The sequence below is a fragment of the Acinetobacter sp. 1124_18A genome (assembly GCF_052824995.1).
Window position 1 is genome coordinate 325,520 of the sequence record NZ_VTDF01000002.1, and the last position, 19,079, is coordinate 344,598.

Below are 19,079 nucleotides of genomic sequence, written 5' to 3' on the forward strand. Positions count from 1 at the left end.
AAAAAAGCGCCTCGGCGCTTTTTTTATTGAATCAAATTATTATTTAATTTTCGCATGCGATTTTAAATATTGACTGTAATCTTCCAATATCTGTTGACCACGTGATTGACGATAAAGTTGCTTTAACTGCTGTAACTGATCAGCAGGAATAGCATTTGCAGCAGATGAATTTACATTTGAAACCGCAACAACAACCAGCTCATTTGGTAAATTTGCTGTCGTAACAGACCACATACCTGGCTTAGGTGTAGCTGCACTAAATGCTGCACGCTCAATTTCACGCTTTAATCCTTGTGAACGACTAAATACGCCAGCCGATTCAAATGCCACTTTATTTTTAGCAACAACTTGATCTGCTGGTTGAGTTTTAAATTCAGCTAACATTGTAGCAATTTTTGCTTGAACAGCTTTGCGCGCTTTTTCATCGATAACTTTTGCTTTCGCTTCATTCATCGCTTGTGCTAAAGGTTTTACACCAGCAGCATGATAATCACGTACTTTAACCCATACCGTATCACCATTCGCTAACTGAATATTAGACGATGCATTACGGTCACCATTTTTCACGTCATCATTAAACAATTTAATTTTAACGTTTGGATCACTTAAATATGGATTTTGTGTAGCTAAAGTTACGCCATTTAATGATTCAACTTTTGTACCTTTTACTTCTTGCACAACAGCTTCTAAAGAATCATTACCAACAATCGTTTCATTTAAACTGTTTACGGTATCTGAATAAACAGTTGCAACTTTATTCTTTTCAACCTCAGCCGTTAAACGCGCCTTCTCAGCTTCAAATGAAGGGATTTGATTAGCTTGAGTTTCTGCCTCAATAATATGATAACCATATTGAGTTTTTACTGGTTGAGAAACTTGTCCATTTTTTAGGCTAACTACAGTTTTATCAAACGCATCGGAAAAAACACCCGGTGCATATGCTTCAACTAAACCACCTTTTGCTTTCGAACTTGGATCTTCAGAGAACTGAGATGCAGCTTGTGCAAATGTAAGACCGCCTTGAATTTTTACATATACTTCTTTAGCAAGTTTTTGAGCCGCTGCATCATCACGAGCATCAGTCGTAATTAAAATATGCTTCACAGTGCGTTTAGCATCTTTTTTCTGGGTTTCAACGAACTTGCTATATGCTTGCTGAAGTTCAACTTCAGTTGCAGGAGCTGGTTTAGCCATCATTGATGGAGACAGAACAACATAATCCACATCAACAGAAGCCTGTTGTTTAAACTCATTTTGGTGTTTGTTGTAATAATCTGTAGCTTCTTGATTCGATGCAGTTAAACCTGTTTTATAACCATCTAATTTAATACTAGCCAAATGTAATGTACGTTGTTCAGTTTGCAAATTCGCAATTTGCATTAAATCAACTTTACTTACGAGAGAATAATCAGAAAAAGTTGACGTTAGCATTTTTAAAGCATGATCTTGACGAAGGCTAGAGATTAAGCCCTGACTTGTCATACCAATAGAACGTAAATAATTTTCATAGAGTTTTTGCGAGAATTGTCCATTCTCTTGCAAACTAGGCTGCTGAGCTAACATTTGCTCAATTTGAGTATCACTCAGTGAAATACCTAATTTTTCAGCTTGTTGAATTAATAAATTACGTGACACTAAAATATCGAGTGCTTTAGCCTGAATAACAGGCAAATTAAGTAAACTTTCATCACCTTTAACTCCAGCTAAATATTGTTCTTTGTAAGACTGAGTTAAAGTTTCGAGGTCTTTTTTAGATATTTCTTGGCCATTTACTGTTTTTGCAACATCAGCCTTGTTTCCCCTATTAAAATATCCTTCAATACCTACAAGTGCTAAAGGGGTCAAAAACAAAATTAGAAGGACTTTGCCGAGCCAACCCTTAATGACTGTACGAAACGATTCCATAAGTATTCCAATATTTTATTTCGAGGAGAATTTTAACTGAAAAACCACAATCAATGAATGAGCAATATTGGTCAATTCAGATTTTTAATAAAAAACGCGCCTATATTGGCGCGTTTAATCATCTTAAAAGATTAAGCTACTGAATCTTTAAGACCTTTACCAGCTTTGAAGCTAGGTACTTTTGTTGCTTTAATTTGAAGCTCTTCACCAGTTTTAGGGTTACGACCAGTGCGTGCAGCACGCTCTTTAACACTGAAAGTACCAAAACCGACTAAAGTTACTGTGTCACCTTTTTTAAGTGCTTCAGTAATTGACGCAATTGTCGCATCGAGTGCCTTGCCTGCATCAGTCTTAGATACTCCCCCTTTTTCAGCAATTGCATCGATTAATTCTGATTTATTCATGAATAAAACATCCTCTTAATATCGTTTGTTTAAGGTCCAAGGCTATAGTTTAAAAGGCCATGACGCCTTTATAGCAATGCTTTGGGGGAAAACGCAATACTAGAGCAGGGCTTTTAGCGAAAATAAATGCTAAAAAACTGTTATATATTTGCTAAATCCCAACATTTTTTACTTTTTATTCAATTTTTCTTTCAATTGCTGGTTTTCTTCTATTAAAGCATCCACCTTAATATGAAGCTGCACTAAGAGCTGTTCAATGTGCTGTAAATCCTTCGGAGTGACCAATCCAATTCGGTTTAAAGAATGGTTAACACTAGTATCAAGAATTTTCTCTACTTTATCTTTTGTTTCAGATACAGATTCTTTTGCTTTTTCTGTAACTTTACCCACAGTGTTATCTGCTAAATCGCCAGTTTTAGATTCTAGCTCTTCCCCTACCTTAACCAAAGAGTCGAATAGCTTGTTACCTTCTTCTTCTGCTCGTGAAAAAGCTCCTAGCCCAGCTAACCAAATTTGCTTGGTATACTTTCTAAAATCCAAGGCTGACTTTCTTGAACCTCTTGATTTTAGTTTATTTTTTTCTTCCAACTCTTCTACCTGTGTATCTATATTTGCATTATCCATTGATCTAAGCTCCTAATCAGATGAGAGAGATGATGACTGATTTGACCACAAAATATTTCTATAATATCAAAGTAAAGACTTGATCCATTTACAAAACTGTTCTACAAAGCAATTAAGTCATGTAAATATATTTAACAGGACATTTATTAAAGTTTGGGATAGGATGTCCCATTCTTCGGTTAACTGCTATTTGTAAGGATAAACTTTTATGAGTGAAACGCAACAAAGACAAAAACACCCCCGTCTGTTGCTGAATATTGTTCTAATTATTTTAGAAACTTTCTTTTCATTTATTCTCACCCACGATGGTGTTCTTCGCTTGCAAGCGAAAAAGTTTATTTCAAACAAAACAACTGTTCGTATCAATAGCTACCTTCCTTTTTTTGACTTCTATGTTCAATTTACAGAAAAGGGTTTATTGTTCGACATCCACTCTTTTGACCGACGTATTGATCTTGAAATCAATAGTACACTTATCGATTTGATTAAGATTTTCGCTTTTTCAAACCAGCGCAGTCTTAAAAACATGCGTATTGATGGTGATGCAGAAACCAAAAAAGAGTTATTGGATTTAATTTCTCATCTTACTCTGCCTAAACTATTAGCTGACTGGAAGCAATGGTTTAACACCCCTGATGATGAAGCTGAAACTCTTGCTTCACGTAAACGAATTGCCCCATTGCTTGAAAAAATTGATCAACAACGTTCAGAAATCAATTCACTTCATGTCGAAATCAAACAACATCAAAATCGAATTACTCGCTTACAGCAGCGTCAACGTAATATTAACTTCGCCTTTGGTATAATTAGTCTAATATTTATTGTTTATTTCATATATAATTTGTGGGTTGCTTAAATTAATTTTTCCCTTTTGTTCCTGCACTTGAATTAAAAATAAAAAAACTTGACTATTTTAGTCGGGATTCATAAAATCCTATTATCTAGTCTTAACATGTGTATCGAATCATGCGCCTTACAACTCGCGGTCGCTACGCAGTGACTGCTCTACTTGATTTAGCTTTGCAGCCAACTGAACAAACGATCACGCTCGCCGAAATTGCCGCTCGCCAATCCATTTCAGTTGCTTATTTAGAACAGTTATTCGCAAAACTTAAGCGTCATGGCTTAGTTTCTAGCGTTCGTGGTGCAAATGGTGGTTATCATTTGGCTCGAAATGCTGATGAAATTACTGTGTTAGAAATTATTGAAGCTGTAAATGAAACTGTTGATGCAACACGTTGCGACCACAAAGCTAACTGCCAAAATGGTGCAATGTGTCTCACACACGATTTATGGCAAGAACTCTCTCATCATATTGCCGACTATTTAGCAAAAATCTCTCTTGCCGACCTCATTAGCCGAGACAACGTTCAAACTGTTGCATTACGCCAAAATGTGACTGGCATAGATTCAGCTCTTTTATCGGGTACAGGTATTTGATATGAAACGTCCAATTTATCTTGATTACGCAGCAACCACTCCAGTAGATCCGCAAGTTGCAGAACGTATGATGGAGTGTTTAACTTTCGACGGTACCTTTGGTAATGCTGCATCTCGTTCCCATGCTTATGGCTGGCAGGCAGAAGAGAAAGTTGAATATGCACGTGAGCAAGTTGCAAATTTAATCAAAGCTGATCCACGTGAAATCGTTTGGACTTCTGGTGCAACTGAATCAGATAACCTTGCCCTAAAAGGTGTAGCACAATTTTATGCATCTAAAGGCAAGCACATTATTACAAGTAAAATTGAACACAAAGCTGTTCTAGATCCTTGTCGTGAATTAGAAGATCAAGGTTTTGAAATTACTTATTTAGAACCAGAACCACAAACTGGTTTAATTACCCCTGAAATGGTAAAAGCTGCCCTTCGTCCTGATACTGTTCTTGTTTCTCTTATGATGGTAAACAACGAAATCGGTACAGTTACAGATGTAGCAGCAATTGGTGAATTAACACGTGCCAATAAAACTTTCTTTCATGTAGATGCTGCACAAGCTGCTGGTAAAGTTGAAATTGATTTATCTACAATGAAAATTGATCTTATGAGTTTCTCTGCTCATAAAATTTATGGTCCAAAAGGTATCGGTGCATTATATGTACGTCGTAGCCCACGTGTTCGTTTAAAAGCACAAATTCATGGCGGTGGTCATGAGCGTGGTATGCGTTCTGGTACTTTAGCGACTCATCAAATTGTTGGTATGGGTGAAGCTTTTGAAATTGCTGGCAAAAGAATGCACGCAGAACAAGAACGTATTCGTAAACTACGTGACAAACTTTGGAATGGTTTACAAGGCCTTGAACAGGTTTTCTTAAACGGACATCCAACTCAAAACGTTGCTAACTATTTAAATGTCAGCTTTAACTTTGTTGAAGGTGAATCTCTAATGATGGCACTTAAAGATGCAGCCGTATCAAGTGGTTCTGCTTGTACTTCTGCAACCTTAGAGCCTTCATACGTTCTTCGCGCATTAGGTCTATCTGATGAGCTAGCACACAGCTCAATCCGCTTCAGTTTTGGTAAATACACGACTGAAGAAGATATTGACCATGTGCTTACAATTACCAAAGCCGCTGTTGAGAAATTACGTGAACTTTCTCCGCTTTGGGATATGTACAAAGAAGGTATCGATCTTTCTACAGTTGAATGGGCTGAACACTAATTCATTGAAATTAGTGTTTTTACCCTCATATTAATATTAGGCTGACCCCGAGGTTTGGAGAAGCGAAATGGCTTATAGCGAAAAGGTAATTGATCATTACGAAAACCCTCGTAATGTTGGCGTTTTAGATAAAAACTCTGAAAATGTAGGTACAGGCATGGTGGGTGCACCAGCATGTGGCGACGTGATGCGTTTACAAATTCAAGTAAACGATAGCGGTGTGATTGAAGAAGCACGCTTTAAAACTTATGGCTGTGGTTCTGCAATTGCTTCTAGCTCACTTGTAACTGAGTGGTTAAAAGGCAAGACTCTTGATGAAGCTCAATCAATCAAGAATATTGATATCGCAACTGAGCTTGCTCTTCCACCAGTAAAAGTTCACTGCTCTGTATTAGCTGAAGATGCGATTAAAGCTGCGATTGAAGATTATCGCACTAAGAAATCAAAAGCTTAATTTGTTATTACTGTAAACGTTGGAGTTTTCATGATTCATTTAACTGAAAATGCTGCGACTCATATTAGCAATTACCTTAAAAACCGAGGTAAGGGTGAAGGCATTCGCGTGGGTGTGAAAACTTCTGGTTGTTCTGGATTGGCTTACGTTCTTGAATTTGTTGATTCTATCGACGAACATGACGAAGTTTTCGAACAATTTGGCGTTAAGGTATTTGTAGATCCAAAAAGTCACGTGTATTTAGAAGGCTTAGAAATGGACTACGTCAAAAATGGCCTTAATGAAGGGTTCGAATTTAACAATCCCAATAAAAAAGGTGAATGTGGTTGCGGTGAGTCTTTCACTGTATAACCCTTCTCCTTCCATCTCTCATTAAAACAGTGACTTTTTATAGCACTGTTTTAATGTATTTAATTAACGTGGACCTCCTTTCTAATGAATCATTTTGAGTTGTTCAATTTACCCGTAGAACTCGATATCGATTTGGCGAGCTTAAAATCTAGTTTCTTGAATTTGCAGCAGCAACATCATCCTGATAAAGCAGAAGATAAAAATCAGGCTTTGATCAAATCAAGTGAAATCAATCAAGCTTTTAAAACACTATCGCAAATAGACAGCCGCGCCGCTTATCTTTTAGCATTAAAAAAGCAAGACCATCACCTCGATCAATCTATTAGCGATTTTGAGTTCTTACAATCAGCGTTGGAACTTCGTGAACAACTTGATGAAGCAACCTCACAAGAGCATCTAAGCACTCTTAAACAAGAAGTGCTTCAGTGGATAGAAAGTTTAGTTCGCGAATTTAAAATTGATTACTCAGATGAAGACTGGGGTGAAGCTCGAGATACTGTACGTAAATTACGTTTCTTTCAGCGCGTTCTTAACGATATTGAAAAAGCAGAAGATCAAATGTTGGATGACGAAGACAACTTTGATTTAGACGACGATTTTTAATTTTGCTTTTTCCAAATTATATTCAAGGGATTTAACTCATGGCACTTTTGCAAATTGCTGAACCGGGTCAATCCAGCGCCCCACATCAACACCGCATTGCGATTGGTATCGACTTAGGAACAACACATTCTTTAGTTGCGACAGTGTTATCAGGCAAACCTAAAGTACTCAATGACGAAAAAGAAAGAAGACTCCTTCCTTCTATTGTGCACTATGGAAATGATGTAACTCACTATGGGGAAGAAGCAAAGCCTTTCCTTATTGCCGATCCTAAAAATACAATTGTTTCTGTAAAACGCTTTATGGGTCGTTCAAAAGCAGATATCAAATTTCAGCATCCGTATGAATTAATGGGTTCTGAAAATGAGATGCCAGCTTTTGAAACACGCGCTGGTCGTAAAACCCCTGTTGAAATTTCTGCTGAAATTTTAAAACAATTAAAAGATCGTGCTGAAACTAGCTTGCAGAATCCAGTAAATGGAGCCGTCATTACTGTTCCTGCTTATTTCGATGAAGCTCAGCGACAAGCAACTCGTGATGCTGCACAACTTGCTGGCTTAAATGTATTACGTTTATTAAACGAGCCAACCGCTGCTGCTGTCGCTTATGGTTTAGACCAAGAAACTAATTTAGCTACAGATCATAACTATGTAATTTATGATTTAGGTGGTGGTACTTTCGATGTATCAATCTTGCGTTTCTCACAAGGTGTCTTTGAAGTATTAGCGACAGGCGGCCACACTGCTTTAGGTGGTGATGATTTAGATCGTCTCATTGTTAAATGGGCTAAAAAGCAGCTCAATATCGATACTCTTAACGATGAAACTTATGCAGTATTTATTGTTGCTGCTCGTCAAGCGAAAGAACAGCTATCTACGCAAGAATCAGTTCAGTTAAAACTACTTGAAAACGTACTAACACTTGATCGCCCAACTTTTGAAAGCATTATTCAAGTTGCTTTAGATAAAACAATCAGTGTTTGTAAACGTGTTTTACGTGATGCCAAACTTGAGTTAACTGATATTCAGAATGTTGTTTTAGTTGGTGGCTCTACCCGTTCTTATGCTGTTCAGCAAGCAGTTCGTAATGTATTTAATCAAGAACCACTTTGTACGATCAATCCTGATGAAGTAGTTGCAATTGGTGCTTCGATTACTGCCAACCAATTAATTGGAAACAGTCAAGACGGTTCATTACTTTTAGATGTAACCCCTCTTTCACTTGGCTTAGAAACCATGGGTGGATTAGTAGAGCGTCTTATTTCACGTAATACCGCTATTCCTGTTGCTCGTCGTCAAGAATTCACAACTTATCAAGATGGCCAAACAGCCATGCTTATTCATGTAGTTCAAGGTGAACGAGATTTGGTAGAACATTGTCGTTCATTAGGAAGATTTGTCCTTCACGGCATTCCCCCTATGACTGCTGGTCAAGCACGCATTGAAGTTACCTTTCAGGTAGATGCAGATGGCCTACTCACTGTTTCGGCTCGTGAAACAACTTCAGGTGTACAGGCTCAAATTGATATTAAACCATCTTATGGTTTATCAGAATCTGATACTGAACGCTTATTAATTGAAGGCTTCCAACACGCGGAAGAAGATAAAAACCTGCGTCATTTAAAAGAAACTAAAGTTGAAGCACAACGTGAACTTGAAGCTTTAGAACAAGCTCTCAAAGTTGATGCCGATTTGCTTAATGATGAGCAGCTTGAAGCACTTAAAACTGCTGAAAATTTGCTGAAAGTACAGCTTGAAGGCAATGATATTCAAGCAATTGAAAAAGCTGTAGAACAACTTAAAGTACATAGTGATGCTTTTGCCGCACTACGTATGAATCGACATATTGACCACGCCTTAAAAGGTACAAAACTTGAAGATTGGTCAAATTCAAACTAAAGGTATAGGTGATCAATATGCCCCGTATTAAAGTACTTCCTCATGCTCAATTTTGCCCTGAAGGTGCAGAATTTGAAGTCGAACAAAATGCAAATCTTTGTCAAAGTTTGCTCAATCAAGGAATTAAAATTGAACATGCATGTGACATGTCGTGTGCTTGTACAACTTGTCACGTAGTTGTTCGCAAGGGTTTTGACAGCCTAGAAGAAATGGATGATGTTGAAGCAGATCTTCTAGATCGGGCTTGGGGTCTTGAACCTGATTCTCGTCTCTCTTGCCAAGTGAAGATTGTTGATGAAGATTTGGAAATTGAGATTCCTAAATACACAATCAATCACGCTTCCGAAAGTCATTAAAATAGAAAAGCTGCTTTTAAAGCAGCTTTTTTTTGCTTCTCATTTTAAGCTTTAAACTTGATCTTGTTGATCAATTTCAACAGGTTTAACTTCATCTTCTAGTCTTAACCGTGCAATGCCTTGAGTATTAATTAAAGTTTGTTGAACTTTAAGTCGTTGAATCATTTTCTCAAGTACTTCTACTAATTCAGGATATTCATAGTTTTGTACTTCTTCTAAATTAAGTACTAAATGGAAGCCCTTATACTCATAGTCGAACCATTGCTGATGATCTGACTTATTCCCTGTGTATTTCTCCATCACTTGCCATGTCTTTACAGCACCTTGAATACCTTTTAAGTAAATTGGCGTTTTGGGAGCACAAAGAAAATCACTTTTAATTATTTGATAAGTATCATCCGAAATTAAGATTTCATCTATTTCAGCAGCATATTGTAAACGAGCTGCTAAATTCACATCTCGACCTACAATGGTATAAGCCATACGATGTGTTGCGCCATAATTTCCTACGTGACAGTAACCGGTACTAATTCCCATACGAATGTGCAAGGCTGAATAGCCCATTTTTTTCCAACGTTCGCGCAACAATTTCATTTGTTGACGCATAGCGATTGCCATTTCTACGCAGGCTTTGGCATCTTGTTCTACACCCTGAGAATTCGGATCACCAAAAAATATGAGGATGGCATCTCCCATAAATTTATCGACAGTAGCTTCATACTGCTTGGCAATTTCAGTCATATGGCTTAAATAATCATTAAGTAAAAAAGCCAAATCATCAGGAATTAACGTTTCAGATAGCTCTGTAAAGCCCTGAATATCAGAAAAAAATACAGTCATTTTTTTTCGTTTATATTCAATTTTTGCTTCCGCTTCACCGCGCATGATTGATTGCCACAACTGTAGTGGTGCATAACGACTTAACTGATTAGCAAAAGCAATATACCGCGTCATTTGATCATAGTAATGTTGACGCTGCTGACTGATTTTTTTAACCCAACGATGCTGGTAGTAATTTCCAATGGTAATAAACATAACCAAACCCAAGAGTGTAATAACAGTTAACTCTTGGCTAGTAGGTTCAAAATATGTATAAAAACCAAATAGGAAAAACGTACTTAAATAAAAAATAATCGCGCCTAGTAGGCTCGTCAAACAAATGACTGCGAAAGAAATACGGCTATTAATTGCAGAATAAAATAATGCAAATATTGCAATAAATGTAGGCACCAAATTAAGATGCAGACCCGCCAAGGTAACTGCTACGACAATTGCATCAATTGCAAAAAATACACTTTTTTGAGTTTTTTTATCAAATTGGTATTGAAGCCAATGTTCCAACTTCGAACTAATAAAAAGTAAAAACAGAAAAAAAGGAGGAATGTAGATCTGATAATTTGTATTAGGTGAGGTAAAAGCATAGATCACTAAAATTAAGGACAGAATTGAATATCCCATCAAGCGATGAAAATATGCAAACTGCTTAGGCTCTCTATCGATAAACCTCTCTAATTGCACCCTATCCTCCACACCTCAATGTAGCCACATTCATATAAATGTGGCGTTGCATCGATTAATCCATGCGCCAATCAAAAGGCATATCACCTTGACCACGTAAAGCAAGCATAAGGGTTTGACGCATATGAGCCAGTACATCATTTGTGTATGGAACTGCAGGTGTGCCCCAAACTGGCTTAGGCCATGCAACATCATTTTGATAACGCACGACATGATGGAAATGCAACTGAGGTACCATGTTACCTAGAGCTGCAACGTTCATTTTATCAGCACGGAATACTCGAGCTAGCTGGCTAGACAACCAACTTGATTCACGTAAAAACTGTTCTTGATCAGCTTGACTCAATTCATATAATTCTGTGATTCCCGGCACACGAGGGATTAAAATCAGCCAAGGGAATTGCATATCATTCATTAAACGACATGTTGAAAGCGGAAAATCGCCTACAAAAAAAGTATCTTGAGCAAGTTGTGGATGCAAACTAAACATATCTTTTATAAATGACAATAAACAATAATGGCTAATACTATCACATCAGTTTTGATGTGAGTATTGCTAGTGGCTGGTTTGATTACAAATAACAATGATTTTATGCACTTATTCCCCCTGTGACTGGAGAAATCGTGCATAAAATTCTGAGATCAGCATACAAAAAATTTGTAGGGGATGAAAATCACTTCAAAACACTGTTTAAGCATGTAATTCATTTAATAATTTAGCTAACAAATCATTAATAAATTGAATGCGCTTCTCCTGTTCCTCGAGCTGAACCATCACTTTTAAACGCTGCCCACCTTCCATACGATAATAGGTCGGATGCTTTTGCATGAGCTGAATAATGCTAATTGCCTGAACAGGTGTATCTGGTGAGAACTCAATATTACCGCCTTGTGTATTGATATCAATTTTGGTAATACCCAACTGCTCTGCTTTCAATCTAATTTGATGAACACTAAATAAGTGTTTTACAGATTGTGGTGGAACACCAAAACGGTCAATTAACTCCATACGGATATTGTCGAGTTTTTCTTGAGTATCTGTATTACTAATACGCTTATAAAACAACAAACGCTGATGAACATCGCCTAAATACTCATCTGGAATAAGTGCTGGAATATGTAAATTAATTTCCGCAGTTAATGACAAAGGTGCATCAAAATTCGGTGTTTTGCCTTGCTGAATTGCCTTAGTGGCTTTCTCAAGCATTTCCATATACAGACTATATCCAATTGCCTGCATTGAACCACTTTGTTGCTCACCTAAAAGCTCACCCGCACCACGAATTTCTAAATCTTCTGTAGCTAGCATAAATCCAGCACCTAGAGTAGAAGCTCGCTGGATTGCATCCAAACGCTTTTCTGCATCACCTTTCAAGTGCTTCATAGAAGGAACTAACAAATAAGCATAGGCTTGGTGATGTGATCGTCCAACACGCCCACGTAATTGGTGTAATTGAGCCAAACCAAGTTTATCGGCCCTTTCTATCAAAATTGTATTGGCGTTTGGAACATCAATACCAGTTTCAATAATTGTTGAGCATACCAATACATTAAATTCTTTGTGATAGAACTGCTGCATAACTTGTTCAAGCTCTCGTTCTCTCATTTGTCCATGAGCGACCGCCACACGAGCTTCTGGCACAAGAAAACGAATGTTTTCAGCAGCCCTTTCAATCGTATCGACTTCGTTGTGTAAGAAGTATACTTGGCCGCCACGTAGTAATTCACGCAAGATAGCTTCTTTAATAGAAGCTTCCGTATGTTCTTGTACAAAGGTTTTAACTGCTAAACGACGGGCTGGCGGTGTAGCAATAATAGATAGATCACGCATTCCCGAAAAAGCCATATTTAAAGTTCGTGGGATTGGCGTTGCAGTAAGCGTCAACATATCTACATCTGCACGCAATGCTTTGATACGCTCTTTATCACGTACACCAAATCGATGCTCTTCATCGACGACCATTAGACCCAAGTCTTTAAATTGCACATTTTCTTGTAAAAGCTTATGTGTTCCCACAACAATATCGACTTTACCAGCAATCAAATCTTCAATATTTTTTGTATGGGTTTTATTTGAGCCAAAGCGTGACAACACTTCTATACGCACAGGCCAATCAGCAAAGCGATCTTTAAAAGATTCATAATGTTGTTGTGCAAGTAAAGTTGTGGGCACTAAAACAGCAACTTGCTTGCCATTTTGCACAGCAACAAACGCAGCTCGCATGGCAACTTCAGTTTTACCAAAACCTACATCTCCACAAACAAGTCGATCCATTGGTCTCGCTTGTTGCATATCGTGAAGGGTGGCTTCAATAGCATTTGCCTGATCGAGCGTTTCTTCATAAGCAAATCCACTGGCAAATTGCATATAAAGCGATTGATCGAGTTCAAAACCAAAACCGGGTTTTGATTGACGGCGTGCTTGTATATGTAACAATTCAGCTGCAACATCATGAATTTGTTCTAAAGCTTTACGTTTAGCTTTACTCCACGCATCACTTCCAATTTTATGAAGTGGAGCTAAATCTGGATCTCCACCACTATAGCGGCTAATAAGATGCAAATTAGTTACAGGGACATAAACTTTTGACCCTTCAGCATAATTGAGCTGCAAGAATTCATAATCTTGCCCCTCAATTGCTAAAGTCACTAATCCTGCATAACGCCCCACACCATGATCAATATGAACAACAGGGGCATCAATACTTAATTCAGTCAAACTTCGAATTAAGAACTCTTCTGAAACTTCTTGCTGACGTTTACGACGCCGCTGAACTACCCGATGTTCATATAACTGATTTTCTGAAATAACCGACAATTGGTCCGTTAAAAGTAAGCCCCGGTCTAGCGGAGCATTTGTAATAGCAATTGCAAACTGACTCGTCTGAAATTGTTCAAAACTGTCTACGCCAGGAATATCTCCTAAACTGGCACGCAAACCATCTCTTAAACTTTCACGTCGACCTGCACTTTCTGCAACCAATAAAACGGGATGATTTGCTTCATCAATATATTTTTTAACAACGGCAAACGGTTTTTCTTTTTTCGGATCAACCGCTAACTTTGGTGGCTGCTCTACTTTAAGGTTTAATGCACCAGCTTTTTCTTCAACCGTCTCGGCACTCACAAGCATACGTGGGAACTGGTTTAAAGCACTGAGCAAATGATTTGGAGCAATAAATAACTCTTCAGGTGGAAGGATTGGCTGATCTACGTTATGACGTCTATCTTCATAACGACGAAAAACTTCTTTCCAAAAGTTAGTTAAATCAGCATCCACATCATTAGTTGTAATTACAATGCAATTATTTGGAAAGTACGTTGTAAGTGTACTTTGCGATTGCATTTGGGCTTTATCAAAAAACAATGGTAAATAAAATTCAATTCCTGGTGAAGAAATTCCCTCTAAAACATCTTGATAAATCGGATTTTTCTTAGGGTTTGCTGTAGGAAAAAGCTCCGAATACCGATCTCTAAAAATTGAACGCGCTTCTTTTAACGGGAATTCTTTTGCAGGTAAAACTGTAAAACTTTTTAAAGCTGCCGTAGTTCTTTGCGTTTCTGGATCAAAGAATTTTAATGTATCAATTTCATCGTCAAACAAATCGATACGGATAGGCGCTTCTTGCCCTGACGCAAAAATATCCATAATACTGCCACGCACAGCAAACTCACCGTGGTCATAAACAGTATCTACTAAATGATACCCAGCTTGTACCAAACGTAATTTCTGTTGCTCTAAATCAAATTTTTGACCTACACGAATATCAAAATGCTCACCTAAAACCCATGAATATGGTGCAACTCTTTGAGCTAAAGTGCTTGCTGAAAGGAGCAATACGCCCTTCTGAGGCATATTAGATAAAATTGCGAGGCGCTCTGAAACAATATCTTGATGAGGTGACAAACGATCATACGGTAAGATTTCCCAATCAGGAAAAATTGTCGGTTTTATGCCATAAAACTCAAGTTCACTTTCTAATTGAGCAACATGCTGGTTATTTCTAGCGACAACAACAAGTAAAGACGAATGCTGAACAGCAATTTCTTTGAATAATAATGCAGCAGATGAACCTAATAACGACCCCACCCAACGCTTTTCACCGGCTTTGAGCTGTTGTAAATTCAATTGAGAGATTTCTTGTTGAAACATGTATATGGCTTTTATCAGCTAAGAAGATATAAGCCTAATAGTAGCATGATGTTTTTAGTGAATTGAGTTATTTTTTTGAAAATCAAACTACTAGTTAGGTCTACTTTTTATATTTTTTAATCAATCAACTATTATTAATTATCACGCAAAAACAAAACGTAATATTGATTTAACATTTGTATAATCGCTTTAAGCTCAAGTAGATTTTCTTGCGTATTTTCCAATCTTTCTACATAGCGCTGGGTTGCGATTTCCAGATCAATCTTTTCATTAATTTGTGGAGTAATGAGGAATAACTTCTGAAGATTATCAAAATTTTGTAATTTACGATTTGAGAAATATTCCAGATGTTCTGACCATTTCTCATTAATCACTACATCGTTAATGATAGGTCCGCGTTCAGAATCAAATTTTAATTGGTTCTCTTGCAAGTAAATTTGCTCCGGCGTTTCTTTTGAGCCTTGAAAAAGCTGAGTTATCTTCTTTAACATTTCATCACATCATATTAATTTTAAATTTAAGTCATGGAAGCAATCTCGTTACTTCCATCATTTAAGCCTTCAAGTTTAACGACTATTCATCGCCTAAATCATCAAGAAAATCGACAGTGGGTACAAAAAACAAGGTACCAGTCTGAGCAGTACTAAAGTCAAGTAACCGATCAAGATTACCCTGCTCATTTCCTAAAAACATGTTTTCAAGCATTTGTCGCGTTGTACTAAATTTACGCGAGTAGCCAATAAAAAAAGTGCCATATTCATTTCTAGAAGGATTTGAAAAAGGCATATTAGCTCGCATAATTTTAAGTTCATTGCCTTCTGCATCATGCGCTTTACTTACAACATTATGAGCAGTTAAAGGCTTTTCATCATCACCAAGTTCAACATCATTAAACTTTTTGCGTCCAATCACTTTTTCTTGCTCTTCATCACTCAACCCACGCCATTTTTCCATGTCATGTGTATATTTTTGGATAAAAGCATAACTTCCCCCGATAAAATCAGGATCTTCATCACCCACTAATGCCCACTGCGCTGCAATAACAGGTTCCGGATTCTCTGTTCCATCTACAAAGCCAATAATTGCACGTCCGTCAAAATAACGAAAACCATGAACTTCATCAATTGGATGCGTTACTTTACCAAGTTGTTGATTAATTATATTGCCTAGTTCGTAACATAAAGCCTGACGATCGGCGCGAATATGGAAAAATAAATCACCTGCGGTTGAAACAGCTGTGTATTTCGGCCCTCTAATTTCTTGAAATGTTTCTAACTCTTGAGGCTTCGCTTGCTCTGGAAATAAAATATCCCATGCATTTGAACTAAAACCCAATGTAGCATTAAATTTACTTTCTGGATAACGATTAGACAGGCTTCTGGTTAATGCTGAAAAATTAGCAGCAAAGTCTTTTACTTTTTCTATTACAGAATCACCTTGAGCTAGCCCCAATACAATAAATAATGCATTTTCACCAGGAGCGCTTGTTACAGGCTGAATTCTCATACATTCCATAAAATATGCCTTTTAGGTATTTAACCTTATTAATTTAGCATACTCACTTTATTTTCATACATTTTGTAATGAAATCTGATGTTGTTAAGAGTTTAAGTTAAGCGCCTTAAACTCTTACTAAAAATGATCTTAATTAACGTCCATATTGCTTCTTTAAATATTTTACGATTTGAGCAGACTCAAACATCTTCACTCCAGTATTTGGGTCTACCAAATAAGGGACCTGCATTTTACCTTGCATAACAGGCAATATTTTTTCTCTTTTTCCACCTTTTAAAGGCACATATTTACCCGGTTTTAAACGAAGAATAGCTGGGCCCTGATCTTGCCATCTTTCTTTTGCAACATTATGCAAAATATATGGAAGCTCAAGCTCACAGAGTAAACCTCTTACAATTCGCGAATAAGGACTTGCCTCAAAACTCCATAACTCAAGTTTTTGTTCAGGCGCAGCTCTATCAACAATTTTTTTATTTATCCAGACACCCCGAGCACCATTTAATATGGTTCCAGCAAATGCCACATACGGCATGTTCGGATAATTCGAAAATTTCTGAGGTGTCTTTCCAGTTTTACCGTAGTGTTTAAATAAATGATGAATAATTTCTTGTGATTCATATAACTTATCACCAGTATTTTCATCAATTAAAAAAGGAAACTGTAATTTCCCGCCAGCCTCTTTAACAATAGAACGATATTTCAACCCACCTTTAGGACATGGATAAATTTCGACATCGAGATTCAAAAGTGTAATCACTTCACGAACACGACGACAAAATGGCGAACCTTCAAACTCATATAGCTTCAAAGCTTTTACAGGTTGCTGAGGGAAAGCAGTGCCTGTTACGCCCCTACCACCTTCAGCAATTGCAGATACAACTGCCTGTAATACCTTAATTTGATGATTCACCATCCTGCAATCCTCTATAAATTGTGATTAAACTAATTTTTCTTTTGAAATCACAATTCCATTATTATCAGCATAGATAAAATCGCCCGATTGAATTGTGACACCACCAAAATACAAAGTGGTGCCTACTTCGCCAATGCCTTTACGATTACTTTTTTGCGGAATTGCAGCCAATGCATGCACCCCCAAATCTAAAGTTGCAAGTGCATCAACATCTCGTACACAGCCGTAAATTACGACACCATTCCAGTTATTTTTAACGGCCGATTCAGCAATCATGTCACCTATTAGTGCGCAGCGCATAGATGCTCCGCCATCTACCACTAATACTTTATCTGTACCATCTGTTGCCAGTAACTCTTTTACACGCGAGTTATCTTCAAAGCACTTTACTGTTACGACCTGCCCCTCAAAAGTTTTACGCGCTCCATAACTTTGAAAGAACTTTCCATCCATTGAAGGAATTACAACCTGTAAGTCTTTTTCAGGGTTACCATCTAATAAATCACATGTTACGAATGGTACTGTCGACACTTTTATTCTCCCTTATCGAGTTTTCTGTATGCTCAGATTATCATATCGTTTAAAGGCTTCAATTTGCGTTAGCGCCGCTACGACCATCGTATGAGCCAATTGCTCCGCAGTTACAGGCTTATATTTGAATGGTTTTTGTAATTTATTCTCAATAAATTTAAATAGACTTTGCCCTAAGTCCTCAATAAACCGTACGTCACTGCGCTTACCAATAAGTAAAGATGGTCTAAAGATAGACAATTTTTCGAGTTCTAAACTCTCAATATAATCTTCTAGTTGTCCTTTCACTTTATTGTAGAAAATTGGTGAACTGGCATTTGCACCAAGTGCACTCACTAGCAATAGATGAATATGTTTATCTTGTACCAAATCTGCCAAATGAGCATTGATTTCATAATCTACGGCATAGAAACCTTGCTTAGAGCCCGCATTTTTTAACGTTGTTCCCAGACAGCTAAATGCATGGGTATGACCATTCACATCTTCATCATTCAACATTAAGAAATCTTCTATGATGAGCTGATTAACTTTGTCATATGTATTAAATACTTGAGATTCTTTTCTAACGACTACGGTAATGGCTTCAAATTCTGGAGCCTGCTGAAGCTTTTCTACGAGTGCTAATCCGACCAGCCCTGTTGCACCGAGCACAATCGCTTTTTTCTTACTTGCTGTCATTTTTTATCCATCCCTATCTAACTTTGTTTTAAATTTAACCTTTTCTTACCGTTTTAACAGCCCCTAAAACAGCTTAAAACGTTCTCAAGGCTTGACTTCGCGGTGTCTATTCATCACAATATGGCACTTGTTTACGGGCTGGTGATGGTTGCACCAGTTTACTGGATTGACCACAGCCCGCCCAGACCAACTTATTTTCAAGGAGTGCAAGAGTGGCAAACTCTGCTCAAGCTAAAAAACGTGCGCGTCAAAACGTTACTGCACGTAAACACAACGCAAGCTTGCGTTCTATGGTTCGTACATACATCAAACGCACTTTAAGTGCAATTGCTGGTGGTGATCATGCTGTTGCTACAGAAGCTTTCCAAAAAGCTGTTCCTGTAATCGACCGTATGGCTGATAAAGGCATCATCCACAAAAATAAAGCTGCTCGTCATAAGAGCCGTTTAAATGCTCAAGTTAAAGCGTTAGCTAACTAATTAAAGCATGTAAAAAAAGCCCAATAGGGCTTTTTTTA

The 19,079-nt window shown here is 37.5% G+C and carries 20 protein-coding genes; 9 read left to right on the forward strand and 11 right to left on the reverse strand.

Features of this window, described 5'->3' with window-relative positions:
- Positions 1–39 precede the first annotated feature (39 nt).
- The 3 genes from FY048_RS05985 to FY048_RS05995 all read right to left on the reverse strand — a co-directional run bounded on the left by FY048_RS05985 (position 40) and on the right by FY048_RS05995 (position 2,933).
- Positions 40–1,905, reverse strand: coding sequence for a SurA N-terminal domain-containing protein (locus tag FY048_RS05985; protein WP_446090515.1), 1,866 nt, complete (start codon positions 1,903–1,905; stop codon positions 40–42).
- Positions 1,906–2,036: 131 nt separating this feature from the next.
- Positions 2,037–2,309, reverse strand: coding sequence for an HU family DNA-binding protein (locus FY048_RS05990; RefSeq protein ID WP_001043034.1), 273 nt, complete (start codon positions 2,307–2,309; stop codon positions 2,037–2,039).
- Positions 2,310–2,477: 168 nt separating this feature from the next.
- Positions 2,478–2,933, reverse strand: a complete 456-nt coding sequence (locus FY048_RS05995) for a phasin family protein (protein ID WP_446090516.1) — start codon at positions 2,931–2,933, stop codon at positions 2,478–2,480.
- Positions 2,934–3,141: 208 nt separating this feature from the next.
- On the opposite strand from FY048_RS05995, the gene FY048_RS06000 reads away from it, so the two are divergent.
- The 8 genes from FY048_RS06000 to fdx all read left to right on the forward strand — a co-directional run bounded on the left by FY048_RS06000 (position 3,142) and on the right by fdx (position 9,254).
- Positions 3,142–3,789 (forward strand): hypothetical protein, encoded by a 648-nt coding sequence (locus FY048_RS06000; protein WP_446090517.1) that lies wholly within the window; start codon positions 3,142–3,144, stop codon positions 3,787–3,789.
- A gap of 110 nt (positions 3,790–3,899) precedes the next feature.
- Positions 3,900–4,373 (forward strand): Rrf2 family transcriptional regulator, encoded by a 474-nt coding sequence (locus FY048_RS06005; protein WP_016138261.1) that lies wholly within the window; start codon positions 3,900–3,902, stop codon positions 4,371–4,373.
- A gap of 1 nt (position 4,374) precedes the next feature.
- Positions 4,375–5,592 (forward strand): IscS subfamily cysteine desulfurase, encoded by a 1,218-nt coding sequence (locus FY048_RS06010; RefSeq protein WP_446090518.1) that lies wholly within the window; start codon positions 4,375–4,377, stop codon positions 5,590–5,592.
- A gap of 67 nt (positions 5,593–5,659) precedes the next feature.
- Positions 5,660–6,046 carry a Fe-S cluster assembly scaffold IscU gene (iscU, locus tag FY048_RS06015; RefSeq protein WP_252608307.1) on the forward strand — a complete coding sequence of 129 codons (387 nt, stop codon included), beginning with the start codon at positions 5,660–5,662 and terminating at the stop codon, positions 6,044–6,046.
- 30 nt (positions 6,047–6,076) lie between these two features.
- Positions 6,077–6,397, forward strand: coding sequence for an iron-sulfur cluster assembly protein IscA (gene iscA / locus FY048_RS06020; protein ID WP_238611192.1), 321 nt, complete (start codon positions 6,077–6,079; stop codon positions 6,395–6,397).
- Positions 6,398–6,481: 84 nt separating this feature from the next.
- The gene (hscB, locus tag FY048_RS06025; protein WP_252608308.1) at positions 6,482–7,000 is read left to right on the forward strand and encodes a Fe-S protein assembly co-chaperone HscB; all 519 of its coding nucleotides are present in this window, start codon (positions 6,482–6,484) and stop codon (positions 6,998–7,000) included.
- A 38-nt stretch (positions 7,001–7,038) separates the two neighbouring features.
- A complete protein-coding gene (hscA, locus tag FY048_RS06030; RefSeq protein ID WP_446090519.1) occupies positions 7,039–8,898 on the forward strand; it encodes a Fe-S protein assembly chaperone HscA in 1,860 nt (619 codons plus the stop codon).
- A 17-nt stretch (positions 8,899–8,915) separates the two neighbouring features.
- The gene (gene fdx, locus FY048_RS06035) at positions 8,916–9,254 is read left to right on the forward strand and encodes an ISC system 2Fe-2S type ferredoxin (protein ID WP_446090520.1); all 339 of its coding nucleotides are present in this window, start codon (positions 8,916–8,918) and stop codon (positions 9,252–9,254) included.
- A gap of 51 nt (positions 9,255–9,305) precedes the next feature.
- On the opposite strand, the gene FY048_RS06040 is transcribed toward fdx, so the two are convergent.
- The 8 genes from FY048_RS06040 to FY048_RS06075 form a co-directional block, all read right to left on the reverse strand.
- Positions 9,306–10,772, reverse strand: coding sequence for an adenylate/guanylate cyclase domain-containing protein (locus tag FY048_RS06040; protein WP_446090521.1), 1,467 nt, complete (start codon positions 10,770–10,772; stop codon positions 9,306–9,308).
- A 55-nt stretch (positions 10,773–10,827) separates the two neighbouring features.
- The gene (locus FY048_RS06045; protein ID WP_004792657.1) at positions 10,828–11,262 is read right to left on the reverse strand and encodes an HIT domain-containing protein; all 435 of its coding nucleotides are present in this window, start codon (positions 11,260–11,262) and stop codon (positions 10,828–10,830) included.
- A 201-nt stretch (positions 11,263–11,463) separates the two neighbouring features.
- Positions 11,464–14,925, reverse strand: coding sequence for a transcription-repair coupling factor (gene mfd / locus FY048_RS06050; RefSeq protein ID WP_446090522.1), 3,462 nt, complete (start codon positions 14,923–14,925; stop codon positions 11,464–11,466).
- Between the two features lie 134 nt (positions 14,926–15,059).
- Positions 15,060–15,416, reverse strand: a complete 357-nt coding sequence (locus tag FY048_RS06055; protein ID WP_016138267.1) for a hypothetical protein — start codon at positions 15,414–15,416, stop codon at positions 15,060–15,062.
- A gap of 82 nt (positions 15,417–15,498) precedes the next feature.
- The gene (locus FY048_RS06060) at positions 15,499–16,431 is read right to left on the reverse strand and encodes a Dyp-type peroxidase (RefSeq protein ID WP_446090523.1); all 933 of its coding nucleotides are present in this window, start codon (positions 16,429–16,431) and stop codon (positions 15,499–15,501) included.
- A 142-nt stretch (positions 16,432–16,573) separates the two neighbouring features.
- Positions 16,574–17,353 (reverse strand): glutathione S-transferase N-terminal domain-containing protein, encoded by a 780-nt coding sequence (locus FY048_RS06065; protein WP_446090524.1) that lies wholly within the window; start codon positions 17,351–17,353, stop codon positions 16,574–16,576.
- Between the two features lie 24 nt (positions 17,354–17,377).
- Positions 17,378–17,884, reverse strand: coding sequence for a ribonuclease E activity regulator RraA (gene rraA, locus FY048_RS06070; RefSeq protein WP_446090525.1), 507 nt, complete (start codon positions 17,882–17,884; stop codon positions 17,378–17,380).
- A 12-nt stretch (positions 17,885–17,896) separates the two neighbouring features.
- Complete coding sequence (locus FY048_RS06075; RefSeq protein ID WP_336166208.1) at positions 17,897–18,562, reverse strand: NAD(P)H-binding protein; 666 nt, start codon at positions 18,560–18,562, stop codon at positions 17,897–17,899.
- A gap of 212 nt (positions 18,563–18,774) precedes the next feature.
- On the opposite strand from FY048_RS06075, the gene rpsT reads away from it, so the two are divergent.
- Entirely contained in the window at positions 18,775–19,041 is a 267-nt protein-coding gene (gene rpsT / locus FY048_RS06080) for a 30S ribosomal protein S20 (protein ID WP_016138272.1), read from the forward strand.
- Positions 19,042–19,079: the final 38 nt, after the last annotated feature.